General features: G+C 64.1%; 19 protein-coding genes. 16 read left to right on the forward strand and 3 right to left on the reverse strand.

Going from position 1 to position 19,018, the window contains the following annotated elements; translation table 11 throughout:
- Positions 1-109: 109 nt before the first annotated feature.
- From FJ443_RS28085 to FJ443_RS28115, 7 genes are all read left to right on the forward strand, one after another.
- Positions 110-898: a 3-hydroxybutyrate dehydrogenase gene (locus FJ443_RS28085; RefSeq protein ID WP_140666463.1), complete on the forward strand. Its 789-nt coding sequence runs from the start codon at positions 110-112 to the stop codon at positions 896-898.
- Between the two features lie 116 nt (positions 899-1,014).
- Entirely contained in the window at positions 1,015-1,191 is a 177-nt protein-coding gene (locus FJ443_RS28090; protein ID WP_224619737.1) for a hypothetical protein, read from the forward strand.
- Positions 1,192-1,438: 247 nt separating this feature from the next.
- Entirely contained in the window at positions 1,439-2,767 is a 1,329-nt protein-coding gene (locus FJ443_RS28095) for an NAD(P)H-dependent oxidoreductase (RefSeq protein WP_140666464.1), read from the forward strand.
- Positions 2,768-2,769: 2 nt separating this feature from the next.
- On the forward strand, positions 2,770-3,798 hold the full coding sequence (locus FJ443_RS28100; protein WP_140666465.1) for a thiamine pyrophosphate-dependent dehydrogenase E1 component subunit alpha: 1,029 nt from the start codon (positions 2,770-2,772) through the stop codon (positions 3,796-3,798).
- Positions 3,798-4,796: an alpha-ketoacid dehydrogenase subunit beta gene (locus tag FJ443_RS28105; RefSeq protein ID WP_140558466.1), complete on the forward strand. Its 999-nt coding sequence runs from the start codon at positions 3,798-3,800 to the stop codon at positions 4,794-4,796. Before FJ443_RS28100 ends, FJ443_RS28105 begins: the two co-directional genes overlap by 1 nt.
- A gap of 3 nt (positions 4,797-4,799) precedes the next feature.
- Complete coding sequence (locus FJ443_RS28110) at positions 4,800-6,230, forward strand: pyruvate dehydrogenase complex dihydrolipoamide acetyltransferase (RefSeq protein ID WP_140666466.1); 1,431 nt, start codon at positions 4,800-4,802, stop codon at positions 6,228-6,230.
- A gap of 114 nt (positions 6,231-6,344) precedes the next feature.
- The gene (locus FJ443_RS28115) at positions 6,345-6,713 is read left to right on the forward strand and encodes a hypothetical protein (RefSeq protein ID WP_140666467.1); all 369 of its coding nucleotides are present in this window, start codon (positions 6,345-6,347) and stop codon (positions 6,711-6,713) included.
- A 29-nt stretch (positions 6,714-6,742) separates the two neighbouring features.
- Here FJ443_RS28115 and FJ443_RS28120 read toward each other — a convergent pair whose 3' ends face one another.
- The gene (locus FJ443_RS28120; protein ID WP_140666468.1) at positions 6,743-7,720 is read right to left on the reverse strand and encodes a sugar-binding domain-containing protein; all 978 of its coding nucleotides are present in this window, start codon (positions 7,718-7,720) and stop codon (positions 6,743-6,745) included.
- A 263-nt stretch (positions 7,721-7,983) separates the two neighbouring features.
- On the opposite strand from FJ443_RS28120, the gene FJ443_RS28125 reads away from it, so the two are divergent.
- The 6 genes from FJ443_RS28125 to FJ443_RS28150 all read left to right on the forward strand — a co-directional run bounded on the left by FJ443_RS28125 (position 7,984) and on the right by FJ443_RS28150 (position 15,039).
- Positions 7,984-8,970, forward strand: coding sequence for an ABC transporter substrate-binding protein (locus FJ443_RS28125; RefSeq protein ID WP_140666470.1), 987 nt, complete (start codon positions 7,984-7,986; stop codon positions 8,968-8,970).
- Positions 8,971-9,048: 78 nt separating this feature from the next.
- The gene (locus tag FJ443_RS28130; protein ID WP_140517918.1) at positions 9,049-10,752 is read left to right on the forward strand and encodes an iron ABC transporter permease; all 1,704 of its coding nucleotides are present in this window, start codon (positions 9,049-9,051) and stop codon (positions 10,750-10,752) included.
- Positions 10,740-11,816 carry an ABC transporter ATP-binding protein gene (locus tag FJ443_RS28135; RefSeq protein ID WP_140666472.1) on the forward strand — a complete coding sequence of 359 codons (1,077 nt, stop codon included), beginning with the start codon at positions 10,740-10,742 and terminating at the stop codon, positions 11,814-11,816. The genes FJ443_RS28130 and FJ443_RS28135 overlap by 13 nt, the downstream gene beginning before the upstream one ends.
- Positions 11,816-12,982: an MBL fold metallo-hydrolase gene (locus tag FJ443_RS28140; protein ID WP_140666496.1), complete on the forward strand. Its 1,167-nt coding sequence runs from the start codon at positions 11,816-11,818 to the stop codon at positions 12,980-12,982. Before FJ443_RS28135 ends, FJ443_RS28140 begins: the two co-directional genes overlap by 1 nt.
- Positions 12,979-13,734: a 5'/3'-nucleotidase SurE gene (locus tag FJ443_RS28145; RefSeq protein ID WP_140666474.1), complete on the forward strand. Its 756-nt coding sequence runs from the start codon at positions 12,979-12,981 to the stop codon at positions 13,732-13,734. Before FJ443_RS28140 ends, FJ443_RS28145 begins: the two co-directional genes overlap by 4 nt.
- A gap of 153 nt (positions 13,735-13,887) precedes the next feature.
- Complete coding sequence (locus FJ443_RS28150; protein ID WP_348641940.1) at positions 13,888-15,039, forward strand: DUF930 domain-containing protein; 1,152 nt, start codon at positions 13,888-13,890, stop codon at positions 15,037-15,039.
- Positions 15,040-15,048: 9 nt separating this feature from the next.
- Here the strand turns inward: FJ443_RS28150 and FJ443_RS28155 are convergent, their stop codons facing one another.
- Together FJ443_RS28155 and FJ443_RS28160 are read right to left on the reverse strand one after the other, a co-directional pair.
- Positions 15,049-15,723, reverse strand: a complete 675-nt coding sequence (locus tag FJ443_RS28155) for an HAD family phosphatase (RefSeq protein WP_140525806.1) — start codon at positions 15,721-15,723, stop codon at positions 15,049-15,051.
- A gap of 82 nt (positions 15,724-15,805) precedes the next feature.
- On the reverse strand, positions 15,806-16,447 hold the full coding sequence (locus FJ443_RS28160; RefSeq protein WP_140517923.1) for a hypothetical protein: 642 nt from the start codon (positions 16,445-16,447) through the stop codon (positions 15,806-15,808).
- Between the two features lie 192 nt (positions 16,448-16,639).
- Between FJ443_RS28160 and FJ443_RS28165 the strand changes: the two genes are divergently transcribed.
- Genes FJ443_RS28165 through FJ443_RS28175 form a run of 3 tightly spaced genes read left to right on the forward strand, consistent with a single transcriptional unit; the run spans position 16,640 to position 18,918 of the window.
- The gene (locus FJ443_RS28165; protein ID WP_140501610.1) at positions 16,640-17,077 is read left to right on the forward strand and encodes a transcriptional regulator GutM; all 438 of its coding nucleotides are present in this window, start codon (positions 16,640-16,642) and stop codon (positions 17,075-17,077) included.
- 52 nt (positions 17,078-17,129) lie between these two features.
- Positions 17,130-17,897: a PTS glucitol/sorbitol transporter subunit IIC gene (locus FJ443_RS28170; protein WP_140501608.1), complete on the forward strand. Its 768-nt coding sequence runs from the start codon at positions 17,130-17,132 to the stop codon at positions 17,895-17,897.
- A gap of 16 nt (positions 17,898-17,913) precedes the next feature.
- Complete coding sequence (locus tag FJ443_RS28175; RefSeq protein WP_140666476.1) at positions 17,914-18,918, forward strand: PTS glucitol/sorbitol transporter subunit IIB; 1,005 nt, start codon at positions 17,914-17,916, stop codon at positions 18,916-18,918.
- The last annotated feature ends 100 nt before the right edge of the window (positions 18,919-19,018 follow it).

Genomic DNA, 19,018 nt, shown 5'->3' on the forward strand with positions numbered 1-19,018 from the left:
GCAGGCCGGTCGCCGGCGCTGCTTTTTTCTTTGCGCGAGGCTCTGTCATTATCATGCTGCGACGCACAATTATATCGTCATCTTCCCTCCTACTTCTCGCGAGATCGCCATGGCTTCCCTGTCTTCGAAAAACGCCCTCGTCACCGGCTCGACCAGCGGCATCGGCCTGGCCATCGCCCGCGCCTTCGCCGCCGAAGGCGCCAATCTCACCATCAACGGCCTGGGCGAGGCCACGGCGATCGAGCAGGAGCGCGCCGGCATCGAGAAGGATTTCGGTGTCAAATGCCGCTACTCCGACGCCAACATGATGGACGGCGCGGCGGTCAGCGCCATGGTGCATGAGGCGGAAGAGGCGTTCGGCAGCCTCGACATCCTGGTCAACAATGCCGGCATCCAGCATGTCGCGCCGATCGAGGAATTCCCGGACGACAAATGGGAAGCGATCATCCGCATCAACCTGGTGTCGGCCTTCTACGCGATAAAAGCGGCGCTGCCCGGCATGAAGAGCCGCAAATGGGGCCGCATCATCAACACGGCTTCGGCGCATGCGCTCGTCGCCTCGCCGTTCAAATCCGCCTATGTCTCGGCCAAGCACGGCATATCAGGCCTGACCAAAACGGTGGCGCTGGAAGTCGCGCAGGACGGCATCACCGTCAACGCGATCGCGCCCGGCTATGTCTGGACGCCGCTGGTCGAGAAGCAGATCCCCGACACCATGAAGGCGCGCGGCATGACCGAGGAACAGGTCAAGCGCGATGTGCTTCTGGCCGCACAGCCGACAAAGGAATTCGTCGCCGTCGAGGACCTTGCCGCCCTGGCGCTGTTCCTGTGCTCGGATTCAGCCAGGCAGATCACCGGCACGACCTTGCCGATGGACGGCGGCTGGACGGCACAGTAAAGCCCAGGCGAGGCGTTCTGTTCCCGGCTGATGCCGCAGGCGCCGGCAAGCGGTTGCAAGAGGCACAGGACCGGTCGGTCCTCCTGTTTATGCACCACCCGCCGTTCGGCATCCACATGCCGGTGCTCGACGAGGTCACGCTAACCGACGCCGATGCCCTTCAAGAGCTATTCCAACGCCATGGCAGTGTCCGTCACATCTTCGCCGGACGTGTCCACCGGCTGATCGCCGGCAAATGGCGCGGCATTCCGGTCAGCACCATCATCCATTTCCACGATTTTCCGGTTGGCTAGCACTTAAGCAGGGGGCGCCCCTTCTCTCGCCATCAAGCGCGCTCACGGTTGAAGTTTTTCCGGGCCCGAATGCGTCGAACCGTCGCGAGCCGTTTGGTTGTCGGATTTGCCGGCTTTCCCACCTTGCTCGTGATGCTGGGAAGTGCTGCAAAAGCGCATCAAATCTGGACATTAGTCTTGACAGAAATACAGATGTTCAATACCCGTCAGGTGATTGAATAGCAGCATTACGGGAGGAATGAGCGATATGGCTTCCAATGTTTCGTTGACGGGCCTTGCCCGTGATCTCGAGGTGCGGGCCAAGTCGGGCAAGCCAATCCGCATCGGCTTGATCGGTTCGGGCGAGATGGGAACCGACATCGTCACCCGCGTCGCCCATATGTCCGGCATCGAGATCGGCGCCATTTCCGAGCTGAACCTGCCCGCCGCCAGCAAGGCCGTGGATATCGCCTTCCAGGAAACCGGGCATGCGCGCGAAGTGTCGAACGCCTCGGCGATGACGGCCGCCATGGAGGCCGGCAAGGTGGCGGTCACCAACGACGCCAGCCTGGTCATCAACAATGACCTGATCGATGTCGTCATCGACGCCACCGGCGTTCCCGTCGTCGGCGCCGAGATCGGCTTGCGCGCCATGGAGCACGGCAAGCACCTGGTGATGATGAATGTCGAGGCCGACGTCACCATCGGCGCCTATCTCAAGAGCGAGGCCGACCGGCTCGGCGTCACCTATTCGCTGGGCGCCGGCGACGAGCCGTCTTCCTGCATGGAGCTTATCGAATTCGTCTCGGCCATGGGCCATCCGATCGTCGCCGCCGGCAAGGGCAAGAACAATCCGCTCAACATCGACGCCACGCCGCCCGACTATGAAGAGGAAGCCAAGCGCCGGCACATGAATGTGCGCATGCTGGTCGAGTTCGTCGACGGCTCCAAGACCATGGTCGAGATGGCGGCGATCGCCAACGCCACCGGGCTGGTGCCCGACAAGGCCGGCATGCATGGTCCGGCGGCGACGCTCGGCGAATTGTCCAAGGTGCTGGTGCCGCAGAAGGACGGCGGCGTGCTGTCGAAGGTCGGCGTCGTCGACTATTCGATCGGCAAGGGTGTCGCGCCCGGCGTGTTCGTCGTCGCCGACATGTCGCATCCGCGCATTTCGGAGCGCATGGAAGATTTGAAGATGGGCAAGGGCCCGTACTTCACCTTCCATCGGCCCTACCATTTGACCTCGCTCGAAGTGCCCCTGACCTGCGCCCGCGTCGTGCTCTACGGCAAGGCCGACATGGTGCCGCTGGCAAAGCCGGTGGCCGAAGTCGCAGCCGTGGCCAAGAAGGACATGAAGCCGGGCGAGAAACTCGATGCGATCGGCGAATATTGCTACCGCGCCTGGATCATGACGGCGCCGGAAGCACATGCCGCCAGGGCCATTCCCTGCGGCCTGCTGCAAGGCGGTTCGGTGACGGCGCCGATCAAGAAGGGCGAGCTCATCACCTACGCCAATGCCGCCCCGGCTCCCGGCTCCAAGATCGCCGAACTGCGCGCGCGCCAGGACAAGCTCGTCTACGGAACCGTGGAGGCGTGATCATGGCCGCAGCCAGCAAAGCCGTCGCGGACAGCCGCGCCAACCTGCCCTTCGTCTATCGCCAGTACAGCGCCGAGCAGCTCAGACAGGTGCTCTACAAGATGTACCTCATCCGCCGCTTCGAAGAGGGCGCGGAGGAGAGCTACACGCGCGGCCTCATCCACGGCACCATGCATCTGTCGATCGGCCAGGAAGCCAGCGCCATGGGCATCTGCATGCCGCTCGGCGAGGATGACCAGATCACCTCGACGCATCGCGGCCACGGCCACTGCATCGCCAAGGGCGCCGAGGTCAAGCGCATGTTCGCCGAGTTCTTCGGCAAGACCACGGGCTATTGCAAGGGTCGCGGCGGCTCGATGCATATCGCCGACGTCGCCAAGGGCAATCTGGGCGCCAATGGTATTGTCGGCGGCGGCATTCCGATCGCTGTCGGGGCGGCGCTCTCCTCCAAGATGATGAAGACCGGCAAGGTCGTGGTCTCCTTCTTCGGCGACGGCGCCAACAATGAGGGCGCTTTCCACGAGGCGCTCAACATGGCGGCGATCTGGAAGCTGCCGGTGATTTTCGTGTGCGAGAACAATGGCTACGGCATGTCGACGTCGACGGCCCGCTCGACCGCGGTCAAGAACATCGCCGAGCGCGCCGCCGCCTATTCGATGCCCGGCGTCATCGTCAACGGCAACATTTTTTCGGAGGTCGCCGAGGCGTCCTACAGGGCCGTCGAGCGCGCCCGCGCGGGCGAGGGGCCGACGCTGATCGAGTCCAAGACCTACCGCCATCGCGGCCATTCCAAGAGCGACCGCAACCGCTATCGCACCAAGGAGGAGATAGAGGACTGGATGTCGAACCGCGATCCGATCACCCTGTTCGAAAGCGAACTGCGCGACTTCGGCTTCATCGACGACAAGGGCATCGAGGCGATCCGCGAAGCGGTGGCCAAGGAGATCGCCGACGGCATCGAGTTCGCCAAGGCGAGCCCGTCGCCTGACGTCAGCGAGACCGGAAATTATGTCTATACGGAGCAGGCGTGATGGACGCGATGGTGCGTGAACTGAGCTACGCCCAGGCGATCCAGGAAGCCATGGCGATCGCCATGGACATGGACGAACGCGTCTTCCTGATGGGCGAGGACATCGGCGTCTATGGCGGCGCCTTCCAGGTGACCGGCGATCTGGTCGAGCGCTACGGCGCGGACCGAGTGATGGACACGCCGATCTCGGAACTGGGCGGCGCCGGCGTCGCGGTGGGTGCGGCGCTTACCGGGATGCGGCCGATCTTCGAGTTCCAGTTCTCCGACTTTGCCACGCTCGCCATGGAGCAGATCGTCAACCAGGCGGCCAAGATGCGCTTCATGCTGGGCGGCGAGGTTTCCGTTCCCGTCGTGATGCGCTTTCCTGCCGGTTCAGGCACCGGTGCCGCCGCGCAGCACAGCCAGAGCCTGGAGGCCTGGCTCGGCCATGTGCCGGGCCTAAAGGTCATCCAGCCGGCGACGCCGCACGATGCCAAGGGCATGCTTTTGGCTGCCGTCGCCGATCCCGATCCGGTGATGATCTTCGAACACAAGCTGCTCTACAAGATGAAGGGCCCGGTTCCGGAAGGCTACTACACGGTGCCGATCGGCAAGGCCGATATCCGCCGCGAAGGGCGCGATCTCACCATCGTCGCCACCTCGATCATGGTGCAGAAGGCGCTCGACGCCGCGGCCGCGCTAGAAGCGGAAGGCATCGACGTCGAAGTCGTCGACCTCAGGACGATCCGGCCGATGGACAAGCAGACCGTCATCGACAGCGTCAAGAAGACGTCGCGGCTGATGTGCGTCTACGAGGCGGTCAAGACGCTGGGCATCGGCGCCGAAGTCAGCGCCATGATCGCCGAGAGCGAGGCGTTCGACTATCTCGACGCGCCGATCGTGCGGCTGGGCGGCGCGGAGACGCCGATCCCGTACAATCCGGAGCTGGAGAAAGCGACGGTGCCGCAGGTTCCCGGCATCATCACCGCCGCGCGCGACCTCGTGAGAGGGGTTCGCTGAGACATGCCGACCGAAGTCATTCTTCCCAAGGTCGACATGGACATGGCGACCGGACAGATCTCGCGCTGGTTCGCCGAGGAAGGCGCCCGGGTCAAGAAGGGCGACGTGCTGTTCGAGATCGAGACCGACAAGGCGGCGATGGAAATCGACGCGCCGGCCAGCGGCATCCTGCGCGATGTCTCCGGCAAGGAAGGCGTCGATATCCCCGTCGGCGCACCGGTTGCGTGGATCTATGCCGATGATGAAAGCTACGGGGCCAAGCAGGACAAGGCGCCAATCTCGCCCCGTGAGGGGGAGATGTCGACGAAGTCGACAGAGGGGGTTGCCTCAGAAGGCACCGCCAAGTCCTTGAGCACCACTCTGGCGCTGAGCCCGGTCGAACCGACCCCACCCGACCGGCCTTTGGCCGGCCACCCTCCCCTCGAGGGGGAGGGGAAAACCCGCGCTACACCCTTGGCGCGTCGATTGGCTCGTGAAGCAGGACTGAATCTCTCCGGCATACCAGGCACAGGCCCACATGGCCGCGTCGTGAAGGCGGATATCGATGCGGTACTCTCCTCCCACCTCGAGGGGGAGGTGTCCGCGACGCGGACGGAGGGGGTCGTCTCAGGAGGCACCGCTTTTGCGCCGAGCCCCGTCGAAGCAACCCCACCCGACCGGCCTGCGGCCGGCCACCCTCTCTTCAAGGGGGAGGGGGACGTGCTGCGCCTGTTCGAGGAAGGTTCCTACGAGCTGGTGCCGCACGACAATATGCGCAAAACCATCGCGCGCCGGCTGGTCGAGGCCAAGACCACCATCCCGCATTTCTACCTGACGCTCGACTGCGAGCTCGATGCGCTGCTTTCGCTGCGCACGCAGCTCAATGCGGCCGCACCGGTAAAGAAGACCGACAAGGGCGAGGCGCCCGCCTACAAGCTCTCGGTCAACGACATGGTGATCAAGGCGATGGCCATGGCCCTGAAGGCGGTGCCGGATGCCAATGCCTCGTGGACCGAAAGCGCCATGGTCAAGCACAGGCATGCCGATGTCGGCGTCGCGGTGTCGATCCCCGGCGGCCTGATCACGCCGATTATCCGCAAGGCGGACGAAAAGACGCTGTCGGTGATCTCCAACGAGATGAAGGACCTGGCCAGCCGCGCGCGCAGCCGCAAGCTGAAGCCGGAGGAATATCAAGGCGGCACCACGGCGGTGTCGAACCTCGGCATGTTCGGCATCAAGGATTTCGCCGCCGTCATCAACCCGCCGCATGCGACGATCCTGGCGGTGGGTGCCGGCGAGGAGCGGGCGGTGGTCAAGAACGGCGAGATCAGAATCGCCACGGTGATGTCGGTGACGCTGTCGACCGACCATCGCGCCGTCGACGGAGCGCTTGGCGCCGAACTGCTGGTCGCCTTCAAGAAGCTGATCGAAAACCCGATGGGCATGCTGGTGTAAGTCACGTTGATGTGAACCGGCGTCGAATGATGCGCCGGCTCACCACAGAATCGACTTGTCAGGCGCGAACCCTTCGCCCATGTTTCAGGTGGACTGTGATCAAGGGAGGTCCGCATGCCCGCATTCGATCCATCCGACGTCAAGACCCTGTTCGGCAAGGTGATGGGCGCGTCTCCGTCCGACATCAAGCTGGTGGCGCAGCGCCTGCACGATCACGCTTTCGAGCCGCGTATGTCGGGGGACGAAACCAAGCAACTCGTCGCCAGTCTCGGCTATGAGAGCCTGGATGCGTTCTGCGCCGATAGCGGCTTGCCTGCGCATATCGCGGAGCGCTGGGGCCGCTTCGGCGTTTCCGGCGAGATGAAGCAGGTGTTCATGCTGCTGGCGGCCCAGCGCAGACGGGTGGCCGAGGCGATCGCCGAATTCGAATCGATGACCCATGTCGGCGTCGAGGATTTCTTGCGCGAACGTGGACTCATTTAGCTCGAGCGACGATCGATTCGAAAGCTCTCCTAGCCAGCCTTTGCCAGCAGCGCCGTCGCCGTATCGCTGTCGGTGATCAGCACATTGGTGCTGACGGCCTTCAGCGCGGCGAGGATCGCGGCCACCTTGCGTTTTCCGCCGGCGGCCAGCACGACATTTGGCACCTGGCCGACCGTTTTCAGATCGATGGCCATGATGCACCGGTTGACCTCATGATCGACCAGATTGCCGGCGGCGTCGACGAAATAGCACAACATGTTGGCGACGGCGCCCTTTGCCTTCAGTGATGCGATCAGCGATGACGGCACGATGCCGTGCCGGAAGATGGTGGCGTCGGGCGAAATATCACCCACGGTGAGCAGGGCGATGTCGGCCGCCGCCGCGCGCCGGCGCACGTCCTGCAGGGGCGGCTGTGCCCATAGGAGATCGCGAAGCGAAGGATCGTCCACCGTCACAGGCGCGGTGATCTGGTAGCTGTCGACCTCGAAGACATCGGCGACCTTGGCGGCGACGATCGACGGATTGATCCATTGCGAATGCGGCAGGCTGCCGACGAGCGCCACCACCGAGGCGCGCTTCAACTGCCGGCGGGCGAGAAAGCCCAAACTGGCATGCAGGGTCGCGCCGCCGCCGATCGCCAGGGTCATGCCATCCTGCATCTGCTCGCCGAGATAGGCCGCCACGGCATGGCCGATCGACTTTTCCAGATGCTCGTGCACCGAGGGTGTCGGGATGACGACCGCCGCGTTGAGGCCCCAGCATTTTTCCAGTTCCCGTTCGAGCGCCACCTGTTCGGCGGTCGGCGCGTTGATCATGGTGACGACGATGCCCTCGGCCGTGCACGCGGCCAGCGTGCGCATGACCTTCACCCTGGAGACATCGAGCTTCTCGGCGATCTGCTCCTGCGTGAAGCCCTCCACATAATAGAGCCACGCCGTCTTGACGTTGAGATCCGACGACACCATCGGCAATCCGGAGCGGGCCGGTCTGGGTTTTTCCACGGGCATCGCCTTTCGTCCTCATGAGCCTTGGCCTGGGCCCCGCATCGCCTCTTCGGAGAAAGGCCGGCCGCGTGTCAACTGGCGCCGGATGTCCGGCGTGTCGATTGTTGCACAGTTTTGTTCATTTGTAATTGACATCGAACATATGAACATATTTTGTATATCTCACGCGCTGTGTCATCCACCAGTCATATGCGCCGTGCAGGGAGGAAGAGACAGGGAACCGGCCGGGGCCGGACCGGTCGTGCACAGACAGGACAGGAGGTCTTATGAAGACGCTATTCATCAAGCTGCTGGGCAGCCAGCTGGCGCTCGCGGCAACTTTGTTTGCTGGCATAGCCGGCGCCGAAACCCTGACGCTGTATACATCCCAGCCGGAAGCCGACGCGGCCAAGACCGTGGAGGCCTTCAAGAAGGCGCAGCCCGGCATCGACGTGGCCATCTATCGTTCCGGTACCAGCGACATCCTCACAAAGATGGCGGCCGAATTCGCCGCCGGCAGCCCGCAGGCCGACGTGCTGTTGATCGCCGATGCGGTCTCGATGGAGTTGCTGAAGAAGGATGGCCGGCTGCTGCCTTATCCCGAGGCAAAGCTCGACGGCATCGAGCCGGATGCTTACGACGCCGACAAGACCTATTTCGGCAGCAAGCTGATCACCACCGGCATCGTCTACAACACCGCGGCTGCGCAAAAACCCGAGCATTGGGCCGATCTCGCCAAGCCGGCCTATGCCGATGGTCTCGTCATGCCGAGCCCGCTCTATTCAGGTGCCGCCGCCTACCTGCTTTCGGGCTTCGCCGGCGATGCCGACTACGGCTGGGATTTCTTCCAGAAGCTGAAGGCCAACAACACCGTCAGCGTGCGCGGCAACGGTGCGGTGCTGAAGTCCGTGGCATCAGGCGAGAAGCCCTATGGCATCGTCGTCGACTTCATGGCGATGAACGCCAAGAAGAAGGGCTCGCCGGTGGAATTCGTGTTCCCCAGCGAAGGCGTGCCGGCCGTGACCGAACCGGTCGCGATCATGAAGACGGCCAAGAATGTCGACGGCGCCAAGAAGTTCGTCGACTTCATTCTTTCGGACGAAGGCCAGAAGCTGGCGCTTTCCATGGGCTACCTGCCGGCACGGGCCTCGGTCGGCCGGCCCGAATGGCTGCCGGAAGGCGTCAAGGTCAAGGTGATGTCGTTCGACACCAAGGCAATCGTCGCCAAGACCGATGCCGACAAGGCGAAGTTCTCGGAACTGTTCGGCGGCTGACAAGGCTCGGCGATCCGGCCGGGATGCCGCTTCGGCGGCATTCCCACTGCGCGCTGGTCGAATTTCAGGAAAGCAACGATGCCATCAACGATCAGGGAAAGCCGGGGCCAGGAAATGGTCCTGACGGCGGCGGTAGCCGTCGTCATCGTGCTGCTGTCCCTGCTGCCGATGCTGCGCCTGATCAAGGAAATCGTGGCACCCGGCGGCACGGTGTCGACGATGGCCCTGGAGGCCGGACTGAGAAGTCCGGCGACCTGGATCGCCACCTGGCATACGCTTGTCGTCGGCATAGGCGGCACGGTGCTTGCCGTGCTGTCGGGAACGCTGGTGGCGGTGCTCATCACGCTGACCGACATACGTGGCCGAAGCGCGCTGGTGCTCTGCTACGTCATGCCGCTGATGATCGCGCCGCAGGTCACGGCGCTTGCCTGGCTGCAACTGTTCGGACCGGCCAGCCCGTTCCTCAAGCTGTTCGGCGCCGCACCGCCGCTGGGCACCAAAAACCCGCTCTATTCCACGTCGGGCATCATCCTGCTGCTCGGCGTGCAGTATGGCCCGCTGGTGTTCCTGCTGGTGCGCGCCGGCCTGCGCAAGCTGCCGCGCGAACTGGTCGAGGCGGCGCGAGCCGGCGGCGCGAGCTGGTTCACCGTGCTCGTCACCATCGTGCTACCCCTGATGACACCGTCGATCATGGCGGCAGCGGCACTGGCCTTCGTGTCCTGCGTCGGCAATTTCGGCATTCCCGCCTTTCTCGGCATTCCCGCCAATTATCTCGTGCTGCCGACCTTGATCTATCAAAAACTGGCCGGCGGCGGGCCGGCCGTGCTCGGCGAGACGGCGTTCCTGTCGGTGCTGATCGGCATCATCGCCATGGCCGGCATTATCGCCCAGGAGGTCATGAGCCGGCGCCGCGACTACCGCATCAGCTCCACCTCGCTGCCCGCCGAGCCCTACGAGCTTGGCCGCTGGCGTCCGGTCGTCCAGGCCGGCATGTGGCTGCTGGTCGTACTGGTGTTGTTCCTGCCGCTGTTCGGGCTGGTGCTGACGTCGCTGGTTCCCGGCTACGGCATCGCGCTCAGCGCCAAGACGGCGACGCTCGACAATTACCGTTTCGTGTTGTTCGAGCACGCTGCCGCCAGCCGCGCCTTCTTCAACAGCTTCTGGCTGTCTATCGCCGCCGCGTTCTTCGCGGTCCTCGTCGCCGTGCCGATCGGCTATCTCATTGCCTGGGGCAAGCAGCGCTGGGTGCGGCTGCTCAATCTTTCGGTCGAACTGCCCTATGCCTTGCCCGGCGTGGTGCTGGCGATCGCATCGCTGCTGCTGTTCCTGCGGCCGATCCCGCTGACCGGCATACAGCTTTACAACACGGTCTGGATCATCCTCTACGCCTATCTCGCCCGCTTCCTGGTGCTGGCCTTGCGGCCGACCATCAGCGGCTATCACCAGATCGACCGGACGCTGGAGGAGGCTGCCCAAGTGGCGGGCGCCGGCCTGTTCACGCGCATGCGCACCATCGTCTTTCCTTTGGTGGCGCCGGCGGCGATCGCCGGCGGCCTGCTGATCTTCATGACGGCGCTCAGCGAGCTCACGGTCTCGGCGCTGCTGTGGTCGTCGGGTTCCGAGACAATCGGCGTGGTGATGTTCTCGTTCGAACAGGGCGGCGATTCCAACTACGCGGCGGCGATGTCCGTCATCACGGTCGCGGTCACCTTCGTGCTGATGCTGGTGACCAACCTGCTTGCCCCTCATCTTCCGAGTGGAGTTCTGCCATGGCGCGATTGACCCTGGACCATGTGACCAAGAGCTTCGCCGAGTTCGATGCGGTCAAGGACGTTTCGATCGATGTCGGCGATGGCGAATTCCTTGCCGTGCTCGGGCCTTCCGGCTGCGGCAAGACGACGTTGCTGCGGCTTGTCGCCGGCTTCGAGAAGGTGACGTCGGGCGAAATCCGCGTTGGCAGCGAGGTCGTGTCGGGTGCAGGCGGCAGCGTTCCGCCAGAGAAGCGGCGGGTCGGCATCGTCTTCCAGAACTACGCATTGTGGCCGCACATGACGGTCGCCGAGAACATCGGCTATTCGCTCAAGGTTGCAAAGCTGGACAAGGCGGTCGCCCGCCAGAAGGTTGCCGACGCGCTGGCCCTGGTCAATCTACAGGGGTTAGGAGACCGTAGGCCGGCCAACCTCTCCGGCGGCCAGCGCCAGCGCGTGGCCCTGGCGCGCTGCCTGGTCGCCGCGCCCTCGCTGGTATTGTTCGACGAGCCACTCGCCAATCTCGACGTGCATCTCAGGGCCTCGATGGAGGACGAGTTCGCCGCCTTTCACAAGCGCACCGGCACGACCATCGTCTACATCACCCACGATCAGGCCGAGGCCATGGCGCTGGCCGATCGCATCGCGGTGATGGATCACGGTCGCCTGGTCCAGCTCGCGACGCCGCGCGAGCTCTATCATGAGCCGGCGAATGAAATGGTGGCCTCCTTCATTTCACAGGGCATTCTGCTTCCGGCCGACGTGCTGAACGCCGAGGAAGCCGGTCATTGCAAGGTCCGGGTTCTCGGAACCGAGCTGGTCGTCCGCTGCCGGGCAGGCGAGCGGCCGCGCGCCGGCGCAAGGATCTGCTGCCGGTCGGCCGATCTCGACGTCTCGCCGGACGGCCCCGGCTTCGATGGCCTCGTCAAGCGGGTGATCTACCAGGGTGGCTCGGCGCGCATCGAATTTACGCCTTCCGCAGGACCTGATCTTACCTTGCATTTCGAGCAGCCCGACCCGGTCGTGCTGGAGAGCGGAGCCCAGGCGCGCCTGCGCATTAAGTCCGGCTGGGTAATCCCGGCGGAGGCGGCGTCGTGATGAAGCTGGACCTGGCCGGCGGCTTCGGCGAAAAGGGCCGCACCAGCGTTGCCGTCCGCAGCGGAAACGATCGCATCCTGCTCGATATCGGCATCAAGGTCGGGGCCACAGGGGCGGAGTACTATCCGGCACTTGACGGGTCGATCGCCGACATCGACGCGTTGTTTGTCTCGCATGCGCACGAGGATCACGTCGGTGCTCTGAGCTGGCTTTTGTCGCGCGGCTATGCCGGTCCGATTTTCATGACGGCCGAAACCCGCGCCGAGGCTCCGGCCACGCTCGCCGGCTATGCCGATCCCGGGGATCTCAAGCGATTTCCCTTTCCGGAAGATCGCATCGAGATTTTCGAACCCGGCGATTTGCTGAAGAGCGGCAATCTCACGGTCAGGACGGGGAGGTCGGGACATGTCGTCGGCGGCGTCTGGTTTGCCGTCGACGATGGCAAGAGCCGCGTCGTCTATTCGGCCGACGTGGTGCCGGACAGCAATGTCTTCGTGATGGACGCGATCCCCGAATGCGATCTTCTCGTTCTCGACGCGTCCTATGGCGCCGATCCCGTGCCGGGTGCGGCGCGCGCCGAGGCCATTTCGGGCTGGGTGGCGCGCCATTCGAACGGATGCCTTCTGCCGACGCCGCTGTCGGGGCGGTCGCTGGAATTGATCGCGGCCTTGCCGGGACCCTTCGCCATCCACGCCGGCATGCGTGCTTCGCTCGAAGCGCAGATCGCCGCCACTTCAGCGCTGCTGCCTGGCGTATCCGAGATGCTGCGCTTGCGGCTGGGTAGTGCCGCAGACTGGACCGACGCCGACCCGCTGCCCTCGCTGCCCTTGCTGGCCGATGACGGCATGGGCGAGGCCGGGCCTTCGTCCCGCCTGCTGCCGCGCGCCGACCGGGCCGGCTTTCCGGTGTTGCTGACCGGGCATCTGCCCTCCGGCTCCCCCGGCGATCTGCTGCACAAGGCCGGCCGGGCGGACTGGGTGCGCATGCCCACCCACCCAACGCTGTCGGGCAATGTCGATATCTGGGAGAAGGCAGGGCGCCCGGAGGCGCTCGGTCATTCCTGCGCGAGCGAACTCCTTGACGATCTGAAAGCCCATATTCCGTCGCTGCGCCCGCAATGCCGCACCGGCCAGAGCATCACGGTGCGCCGAGGAAAAGAGACATGAGACTCCTGATCTGCAACGATGATGGCATCGAGGCGCCGGGCCTTGCCCGGCTGGTCAAGGCGGCCGGCAGCCTGAGCGACGATTTGTGGGTGGTGGCACCCGACGGCAAGCGCACCGCCGCGGGCGCATCGCTGACGATCGCGCGGCCGTTGATCATGCGGCGCGTCAAGCCCGGCTGGTATTCGTGTTCCGGTACTCCGGCCGACTGCGTGGTGAGCGCGATGGCCTGGCTGTTCGCGGATGGCCAAAAGCCCGACCTGGTTCTGGCGGGCGTCAATGACGGGCGCAACGTCGCCGAGGACCTTGCCTATTCCGGGACGCTGGGCATTGCGCGCGAGGCGACATTCTGGGGTATTCCGGCGATCGGCTTTTCCCGGGTGAAGAATCCGGACTTCAGCGGTGTCGACGACGAGTGGCTCGGCGCGTTGATCGCCTCGCTCTGGCGGTCGCGTGAAGAGTGGGCGGCGGATGGCCATTGGCTCAGCATCAACCTGCCGGCTTCGCTGCCGGCCGGGATTCGGCAGCCGCGCATCGGCCGCGACAAGATCGGCCGCAAGGCTGAAATCCTGGAGAGTGACGGCGACCGCACCGTCATCGCAGTCCCGCGCGGCCGCGCTCACGCAAGTGAGCCGGGCGACGAGAACGAGGCGATCGATGCCGGCTTCGTCAGCATCAACCGGCTGAACTGGTTTGGCGAAACGCGGCTGGACGGACGGTTTCTGGACGGGATCCAGTCCCAGCGGCAAGGCTAGTCACTCGTCACAGAACAGGGTCGTTGCGAATATTCAGGACGGTACGGTCGCTCGACCAGCCGTGCCAACGCCTCGACGGGCGGCGCGGCGGCGCGGATCATCCAGATCACCGAGCTGTGCAGCGGTTAAATTGCATCAATCCAAAGCCTATGCTTGAAGCCGCCGCTATTTCATTCCACATCGGTCAGCATGAAGGACGAGGCACGAGAGCGGCGTCGGGATCTGTTGTGGGCGCTGCCCGCATCGCTGATCCTGCATGCGCTCCTCGCAGCGCTGGTGTTCTACAACCTGCCGAGGCCAGCCCAAGAGCCGCAGCAGGACCAGCCGGTAAATGTCGCGCTCGTGCCTCCGCCCGATCAGCCAAAACCGAAACCTGCTCCCGCACCGCCAAAGGAGCCCAAAGCCGAGAAGCCGCCGGAAACGAAGGCTGAAGAACCGCCCGCAAAGCAGCCGCGCAAGACGCCGCCGATCGAGACCTTGAGACCTGTCTTTCAGTTCGGCGACAAGGACGCCGGCCCCAGGAAATCCCTGGACGGAGCCAGCGCTCAAGACAATTCGCCAGCGCCTGCCAAGGAGGAGACGTCGAAGCCGCCTGTGACACCTGAGCCTGCGGAGACCAAGTCTGGCGCGCCGGCGGCCACCGAAAAGCGGGCAGAGTTGCCCGAGGCCGGCGAGAAGCCGGCAACCGCCGCGAAGGATGCCGAGTCCCTGAAGGATGCTGAGGAGGCGGAAACCCCCGACGCCGACAAGCAAACGGCCGCGGCACCGCCGTTGGCCGCCGATGACGGCGACACTGAGGTCGAGCTTCCCATATCGGCTGAAAAGCCGACGCCCAAACCCGCAAATGCGCCGAAGCCCGGCTCTTCAAAGGTCTCGAAGTCCCCCAAGGGGAGCGCGGGAGACCCAGCTTCCCCTGATGTCGCCAGTGCCGCGTCGCGTCGCTATTCCGGGCTTCCGGGCGTTCGCAAGCTCTATTCGCAAGACGCTACCGGCGATGCGCTGGCCACGACCTCGATGGGCGGCGTGCCGCGCGCCCAGCGTGGTGCCAAACTTTGCGCCAGCGCATTGCAGCAGCAATTGCTGGACGCCTCTTATTTCCCCGACTTGATCCCAAGCGTGCCGCTGAAGGCCGGCAATATTCTCAACGCCCCGGATGTCGCTTTCCGCGCAACGGGCACGTGGTACCATCTGGGCTTCCGCTGCGAGGTCGACAGCGATGTGACCAGGGTTTTGTCGTTCGGCCTACGTGTCGGATCTGTAATCCCGCCCGACGAATGGGTTCGGCTTGGACTACCCACTCGCTAGAACAAGCTCTTAGGCGGGGACACCGAGCCCGGACAATTGCCGGCTGATCTCTTGCCAGTCGGTGCAGACGAAATCGGCGCCGGCCGCCTTCAGTCGCGCGCCATGCTCGGGATAGGTGTGGCCGCCGCCGGTGTAGCCGATCGCCGTCATGCCGGCGGCAACCGCGCCCTGGATACCGAAGGGCGAATCCTCGATGACGATGCAGTCCGCCGGATTGGCGCCCCTCTTTGCCGCGGCGAACAGGAAAATGTCCGGCGCGGGCTTGCCGTTCTTAACCATCGAGGAGCTGTAAATTGCGTCGCCGAAGAACCGTGCCAGCGCCGTCACTGCCAGGCTGTGGTTTATGCGCTCGACGGAGGACGACGAGGCAACGCAGCGGTCGCCCTCAAGCGCCTCCAGAAACGCGGCGATTCCTGGTGTCGGCTTCAGTTCCTGCGAAAACAGGATCCTGGTCTCGGTCCAGATGTCGCCATCCGCCGCCGCCGGAAACTGATGGCCGGTCAATTCCCTGATTTTGACGATGATGTCGGACTGTTTCATGCCGATGCACTGAGCGATGATGCCGCCGTGCACGCCCGGCATGCCGTGCTTTTCATAGACGCGCTCATAGGCCCTCGCGGCCAGCGGTTCGCTGTCGACGAGAACGCCGTCGCAATCGAAAATGATAGGCCTTGATCGCGCCACGCGCTTCTCCCCGGAGTTTTGCACTTTGCTACCGGCAAAAAGTCAAATGTTCAATAGCGTGGTGGTCGGGCGCCAAAATCTGTCAAAGCTGGCGTAGCGCATCGCTGGCCCGGGCCGACCCAAGCGCCCTTTGCATGGCCTGCCGCGATTGCGCGCGATCCGGCGTGATCCAGTTCGGTTCGGCGCCAAGGAAGCGGTCGAGGAAAGCCACGGCATAGGCCGGCATCTCGGTCACGTTCTCGCGATAGGACCACCATGTGCGCAGGTCGTCGGCGCATTTGTCGATGCTGGGCGCTGAGCCGAATTCCTGCTCGTAGATCGCCGAAATCACCGAAACGCAATAATTGGTGTAGAGGAACCCCTCAGGCCAGAAGCGGACGATTTCCAGCGTGCCGGCATTCTGCTCGGTCTCGACGAGATGGCTGAGGCCGGAGACTTCCCTGGCCGGCGCCTGCCGTATCAGTTCGCGCAGCACGAGGCCGGCGGCAAAGACGATGAAGTCGGCGCGGTCGATCGCGGCGAAACGCTTCTGCGCCTCCATGATCTCGACCCAGTCGAGAAAAGCCCTTGTGAGCCTGGCTTCGTCGATTTCAAAACGCACGCCGAATGTGTCGGACACCACCTTGGCGCTGCCGCGAAACGTGGCGCGGAACCAGCGCAATTGCCGCAACCGATGGCGAAGGTCGGGCATAAGGGCCAGTTCATCCCTGAAGGGCAGTTCCATTTCACATATCCCGTTTGACGACAGGCTAGCACAACCGTGCCGTCGCCGAAATCGGCCGACGGCCCTGTGGATGACCGTGACCGAGGTCAATATCATACATATTGACATTCTCGGAAACAAATGTTCTCACTTTGCTGTTGTCGCGCATCCGTCCAAGATGCGGTTCAATGAAGGCTTCGGGAGGAGAACCGAATGGCGATTTGGCAGTGGGGACTGCTTCTTCTGGTTATCGTGTGGGCGCTGCAGTCGCTCGGCGTCTGGCTGCAGATGCGGCACTATTCGGATGTCTTCCGGGGCGTCACCGACCAGTACAAGGATGGCTTCGTCGGGGCCGGCAATTTTCGCGGCCGGCTGGCCAAGGGCACCATCGCGCTCGTCGTGGTGACGCCGGACCTGATCGTGCGCCGCATGATGGTCATGAGCGGGCGCTCGGTGTTCACCAAATTCAAACGACATCAACAATTCGAGGGTGTTCCCCTCGATCAACTCCGGTCCAACCCTGCGATCATGGGGGAGGGGGAACCCGGTGTGGCCGAGGCCGTGAAACGGGCGATCGAACAGATCGACAAAGCACGGTCGGAGCCGGGGAAGAAGCCGGGCTTGTCCGGCTTGAACGTAGCAAGGGCCTAGAGGACGCCGCGCACCGGCCGGGATCAACCGGCGGGCGGCATAAGGAGGAGAAATGTCTGTATTTTCGTTATTGGCGCAGCATGCCGACATGGCCGTGCATAACCTGCATGTTGCAGGCACCATGGTCTCGGATGCTGCCTGGCACGGCAGGCTCGGCGTCGAGCATGCCACCGATCATCTCGTGGTGTTGGCGCAGGCGCAGACCGACAGCGCGCCTGTCACCGCCGATCAGCTGAAGGAACAGCTGAAAAATGTGCAGCAGGAAGAGCAACTCGGCTGGCTGACCGCAATCGGCAAATACTTCATCGGCATCTTCCAGAAAGGCGGCGAAGTGTTCGCCGGCTTCGTCACCGGCATCATCCCGACACTGGTGGTGCTGATGACCGCCTTCTACGCCGTCACCGAACTGGTCGGCGAGGAGCGCGTCCACGGCCTGGCACGCGGCGCCGGCAGGATCGCGCTGACCCGCTATACGCTGCTGCCTCTGCTGGCGGTGTTCTTCCTCACCAACCCGATGGCTTACACCTTCGGATCGTTCCTGGAAGAAAAGCACAAGCCCGCCTTCTATGACGCGGCTGTCTCCTATGTGCATCCGCCGCTCGGCCTGTTCCCGCATATCAACCCCGGCGAATACTTCGTCTGGGGCGGCATGCTGGTGGCGTTGCTCGACCTCGAGAAGCGGGGTGTCGTCGCCGGAGGTTATCACGTCAAGGTGGCAATCTGGTACGCCATCGTCGGCCTCGTCGTCATCCTGCTCAAGGGCATGCTGACCGAGCGCATCACCGCCATCATGGCACGCCGCCAGGGCATCGAGCTGTAAGGGCGGGGAGGACATCATGGCCAAGACATACAAAGCCGTAAGGATCTCCCGGGGCTCCACGGGCTGGGGCGGCCCGCTCGTCATCGAGCCGACCGGACAGCGCGACAAGATCGTCTCCGTCACCGGAGGCGGCATCCATCCCGTGGCACAGCTCATCGCCGACATGACCGGCGCTACGGCCGTCGACGGCTTCAAGGCGCCGCCGATCGAAAGCGAGATGGCGGTCGTCGTCGTCGACTGCGGCGGCACCGCACGCTGCGGCGTCTATCCGCGCAAGCGCATCCCGACCGTCAACCTGACGCCGGTCGGCCAGGCTGGGCCGCTCGCCCAGTTCATCACCGAGGACATCTACGTTTCGGGCGTGAAGCCGGCCAATGTCACAATGGCGGACGGATCCGAGGCGGTCACCACTGCGGGGGGAGCAGCATCGATGAGTCCAGGCAACAACACCGCGGCCGCGGCACCACAGCCGCTACCGAGCGAAGGCGGGCTGATCGGCCTGATCAGCTCGATCGGCCGCGTCATGGGCCGCGTGGTCGGCATCTTCTTCAATGCCGGCCGCCGTACGATCGACCAGGTGGTGCGCAACGTGCTGCCGTTCATGGCCTTCGTGACCATGCTCATCGGCCTGATCCTGTACACCGGCATCGGCGACGTGCTTGCCCAGCCGATGGGACCGCTCGCCAACAACATCGTCGGCCTGCTGATCATCTCGGCCATCTGCGGCCTGCCGTTCCTGTCCCCCATCCTGGGACCGGGCGCGGTCATCGCGCAGGTCATCGGCGTCGCCATCATCGGTCCGCAGATCGCCAACGGCACGATTTCGCCGGCGATGGCGCTGCCGGCGCTGTTTGCCTATAACACCCAGGTGGGCTGCGACTTTGTCCCGGTCGGCTTGGCGCTCGGTGAAGCCAAGCCCAAGACGATCGAAATCGGCGTCCCGGCGGTTCTCATCAGCCGCCAGATCATGGGCCCGGTCTCGGTGCTGATCGCCTGGGTCGTCAGCCTGATCGTGTTCTAAGCAAATTCCGGGAAAGCCTGAAACGGCTTTCCCGGAAAAAGGCGCGTAGCGCTTTCCCTTGGGAATTGCGCCAAAGCACGGAGATGGAGGGGTTCATGGT

The organism is Mesorhizobium sp. B2-6-1, from assembly GCF_006440475.1.
Classification (GTDB): Bacteria; Pseudomonadota; Alphaproteobacteria; order Rhizobiales; family Rhizobiaceae; genus Mesorhizobium.

Bases quoted from the DNA above. Each gene is read 5' to 3' on its own strand.
- FJ443_RS28085 (WP_140666463.1), top strand. From the start codon at position 110: ATGGCTTCCCTGTCTTCGAAAAACGCCCTCGTCACCGGCTCGACCAGC.
- FJ443_RS28090 (WP_224619737.1), top strand. From the start codon at position 1,015: ATGCCGGTGCTCGACGAGGTCACGCTAACCGACGCCGATGCCCTTCAA.
- FJ443_RS28095 (WP_140666464.1), top strand. From the start codon at position 1,439: ATGGCTTCCAATGTTTCGTTGACGGGCCTTGCCCGTGATCTCGAGGTG.
- FJ443_RS28100 (WP_140666465.1), top strand. From the start codon at position 2,770: ATGGCCGCAGCCAGCAAAGCCGTCGCGGACAGCCGCGCCAACCTGCCC.
- FJ443_RS28105 (WP_140558466.1), top strand. From the start codon at position 3,798: ATGGACGCGATGGTGCGTGAACTGAGCTACGCCCAGGCGATCCAGGAA.
- FJ443_RS28110 (WP_140666466.1), top strand. From the start codon at position 4,800: ATGCCGACCGAAGTCATTCTTCCCAAGGTCGACATGGACATGGCGACC.
- FJ443_RS28115 (WP_140666467.1), top strand. From the start codon at position 6,345: ATGCCCGCATTCGATCCATCCGACGTCAAGACCCTGTTCGGCAAGGTG.
- FJ443_RS28120 (WP_140666468.1), bottom strand. From the start codon at position 7,720: ATGCCCGTGGAAAAACCCAGACCGGCCCGCTCCGGATTGCCGATGGTG.
- FJ443_RS28125 (WP_140666470.1), top strand. From the start codon at position 7,984: ATGAAGACGCTATTCATCAAGCTGCTGGGCAGCCAGCTGGCGCTCGCG.
- FJ443_RS28130 (WP_140517918.1), top strand. From the start codon at position 9,049: ATGCCATCAACGATCAGGGAAAGCCGGGGCCAGGAAATGGTCCTGACG.
- FJ443_RS28135 (WP_140666472.1), top strand. From the start codon at position 10,740: ATGGCGCGATTGACCCTGGACCATGTGACCAAGAGCTTCGCCGAGTTC.
- FJ443_RS28140 (WP_140666496.1), top strand. From the start codon at position 11,816: ATGAAGCTGGACCTGGCCGGCGGCTTCGGCGAAAAGGGCCGCACCAGC.
- FJ443_RS28145 (WP_140666474.1), top strand. From the start codon at position 12,979: ATGAGACTCCTGATCTGCAACGATGATGGCATCGAGGCGCCGGGCCTT.
- FJ443_RS28160 (WP_140517923.1), bottom strand. From the start codon at position 16,447: ATGGAACTGCCCTTCAGGGATGAACTGGCCCTTATGCCCGACCTTCGC.
- FJ443_RS28165 (WP_140501610.1), top strand. From the start codon at position 16,640: ATGGCGATTTGGCAGTGGGGACTGCTTCTTCTGGTTATCGTGTGGGCG.
- FJ443_RS28170 (WP_140501608.1), top strand. From the start codon at position 17,130: ATGTCTGTATTTTCGTTATTGGCGCAGCATGCCGACATGGCCGTGCAT.
- FJ443_RS28175 (WP_140666476.1), top strand. From the start codon at position 17,914: ATGGCCAAGACATACAAAGCCGTAAGGATCTCCCGGGGCTCCACGGGC.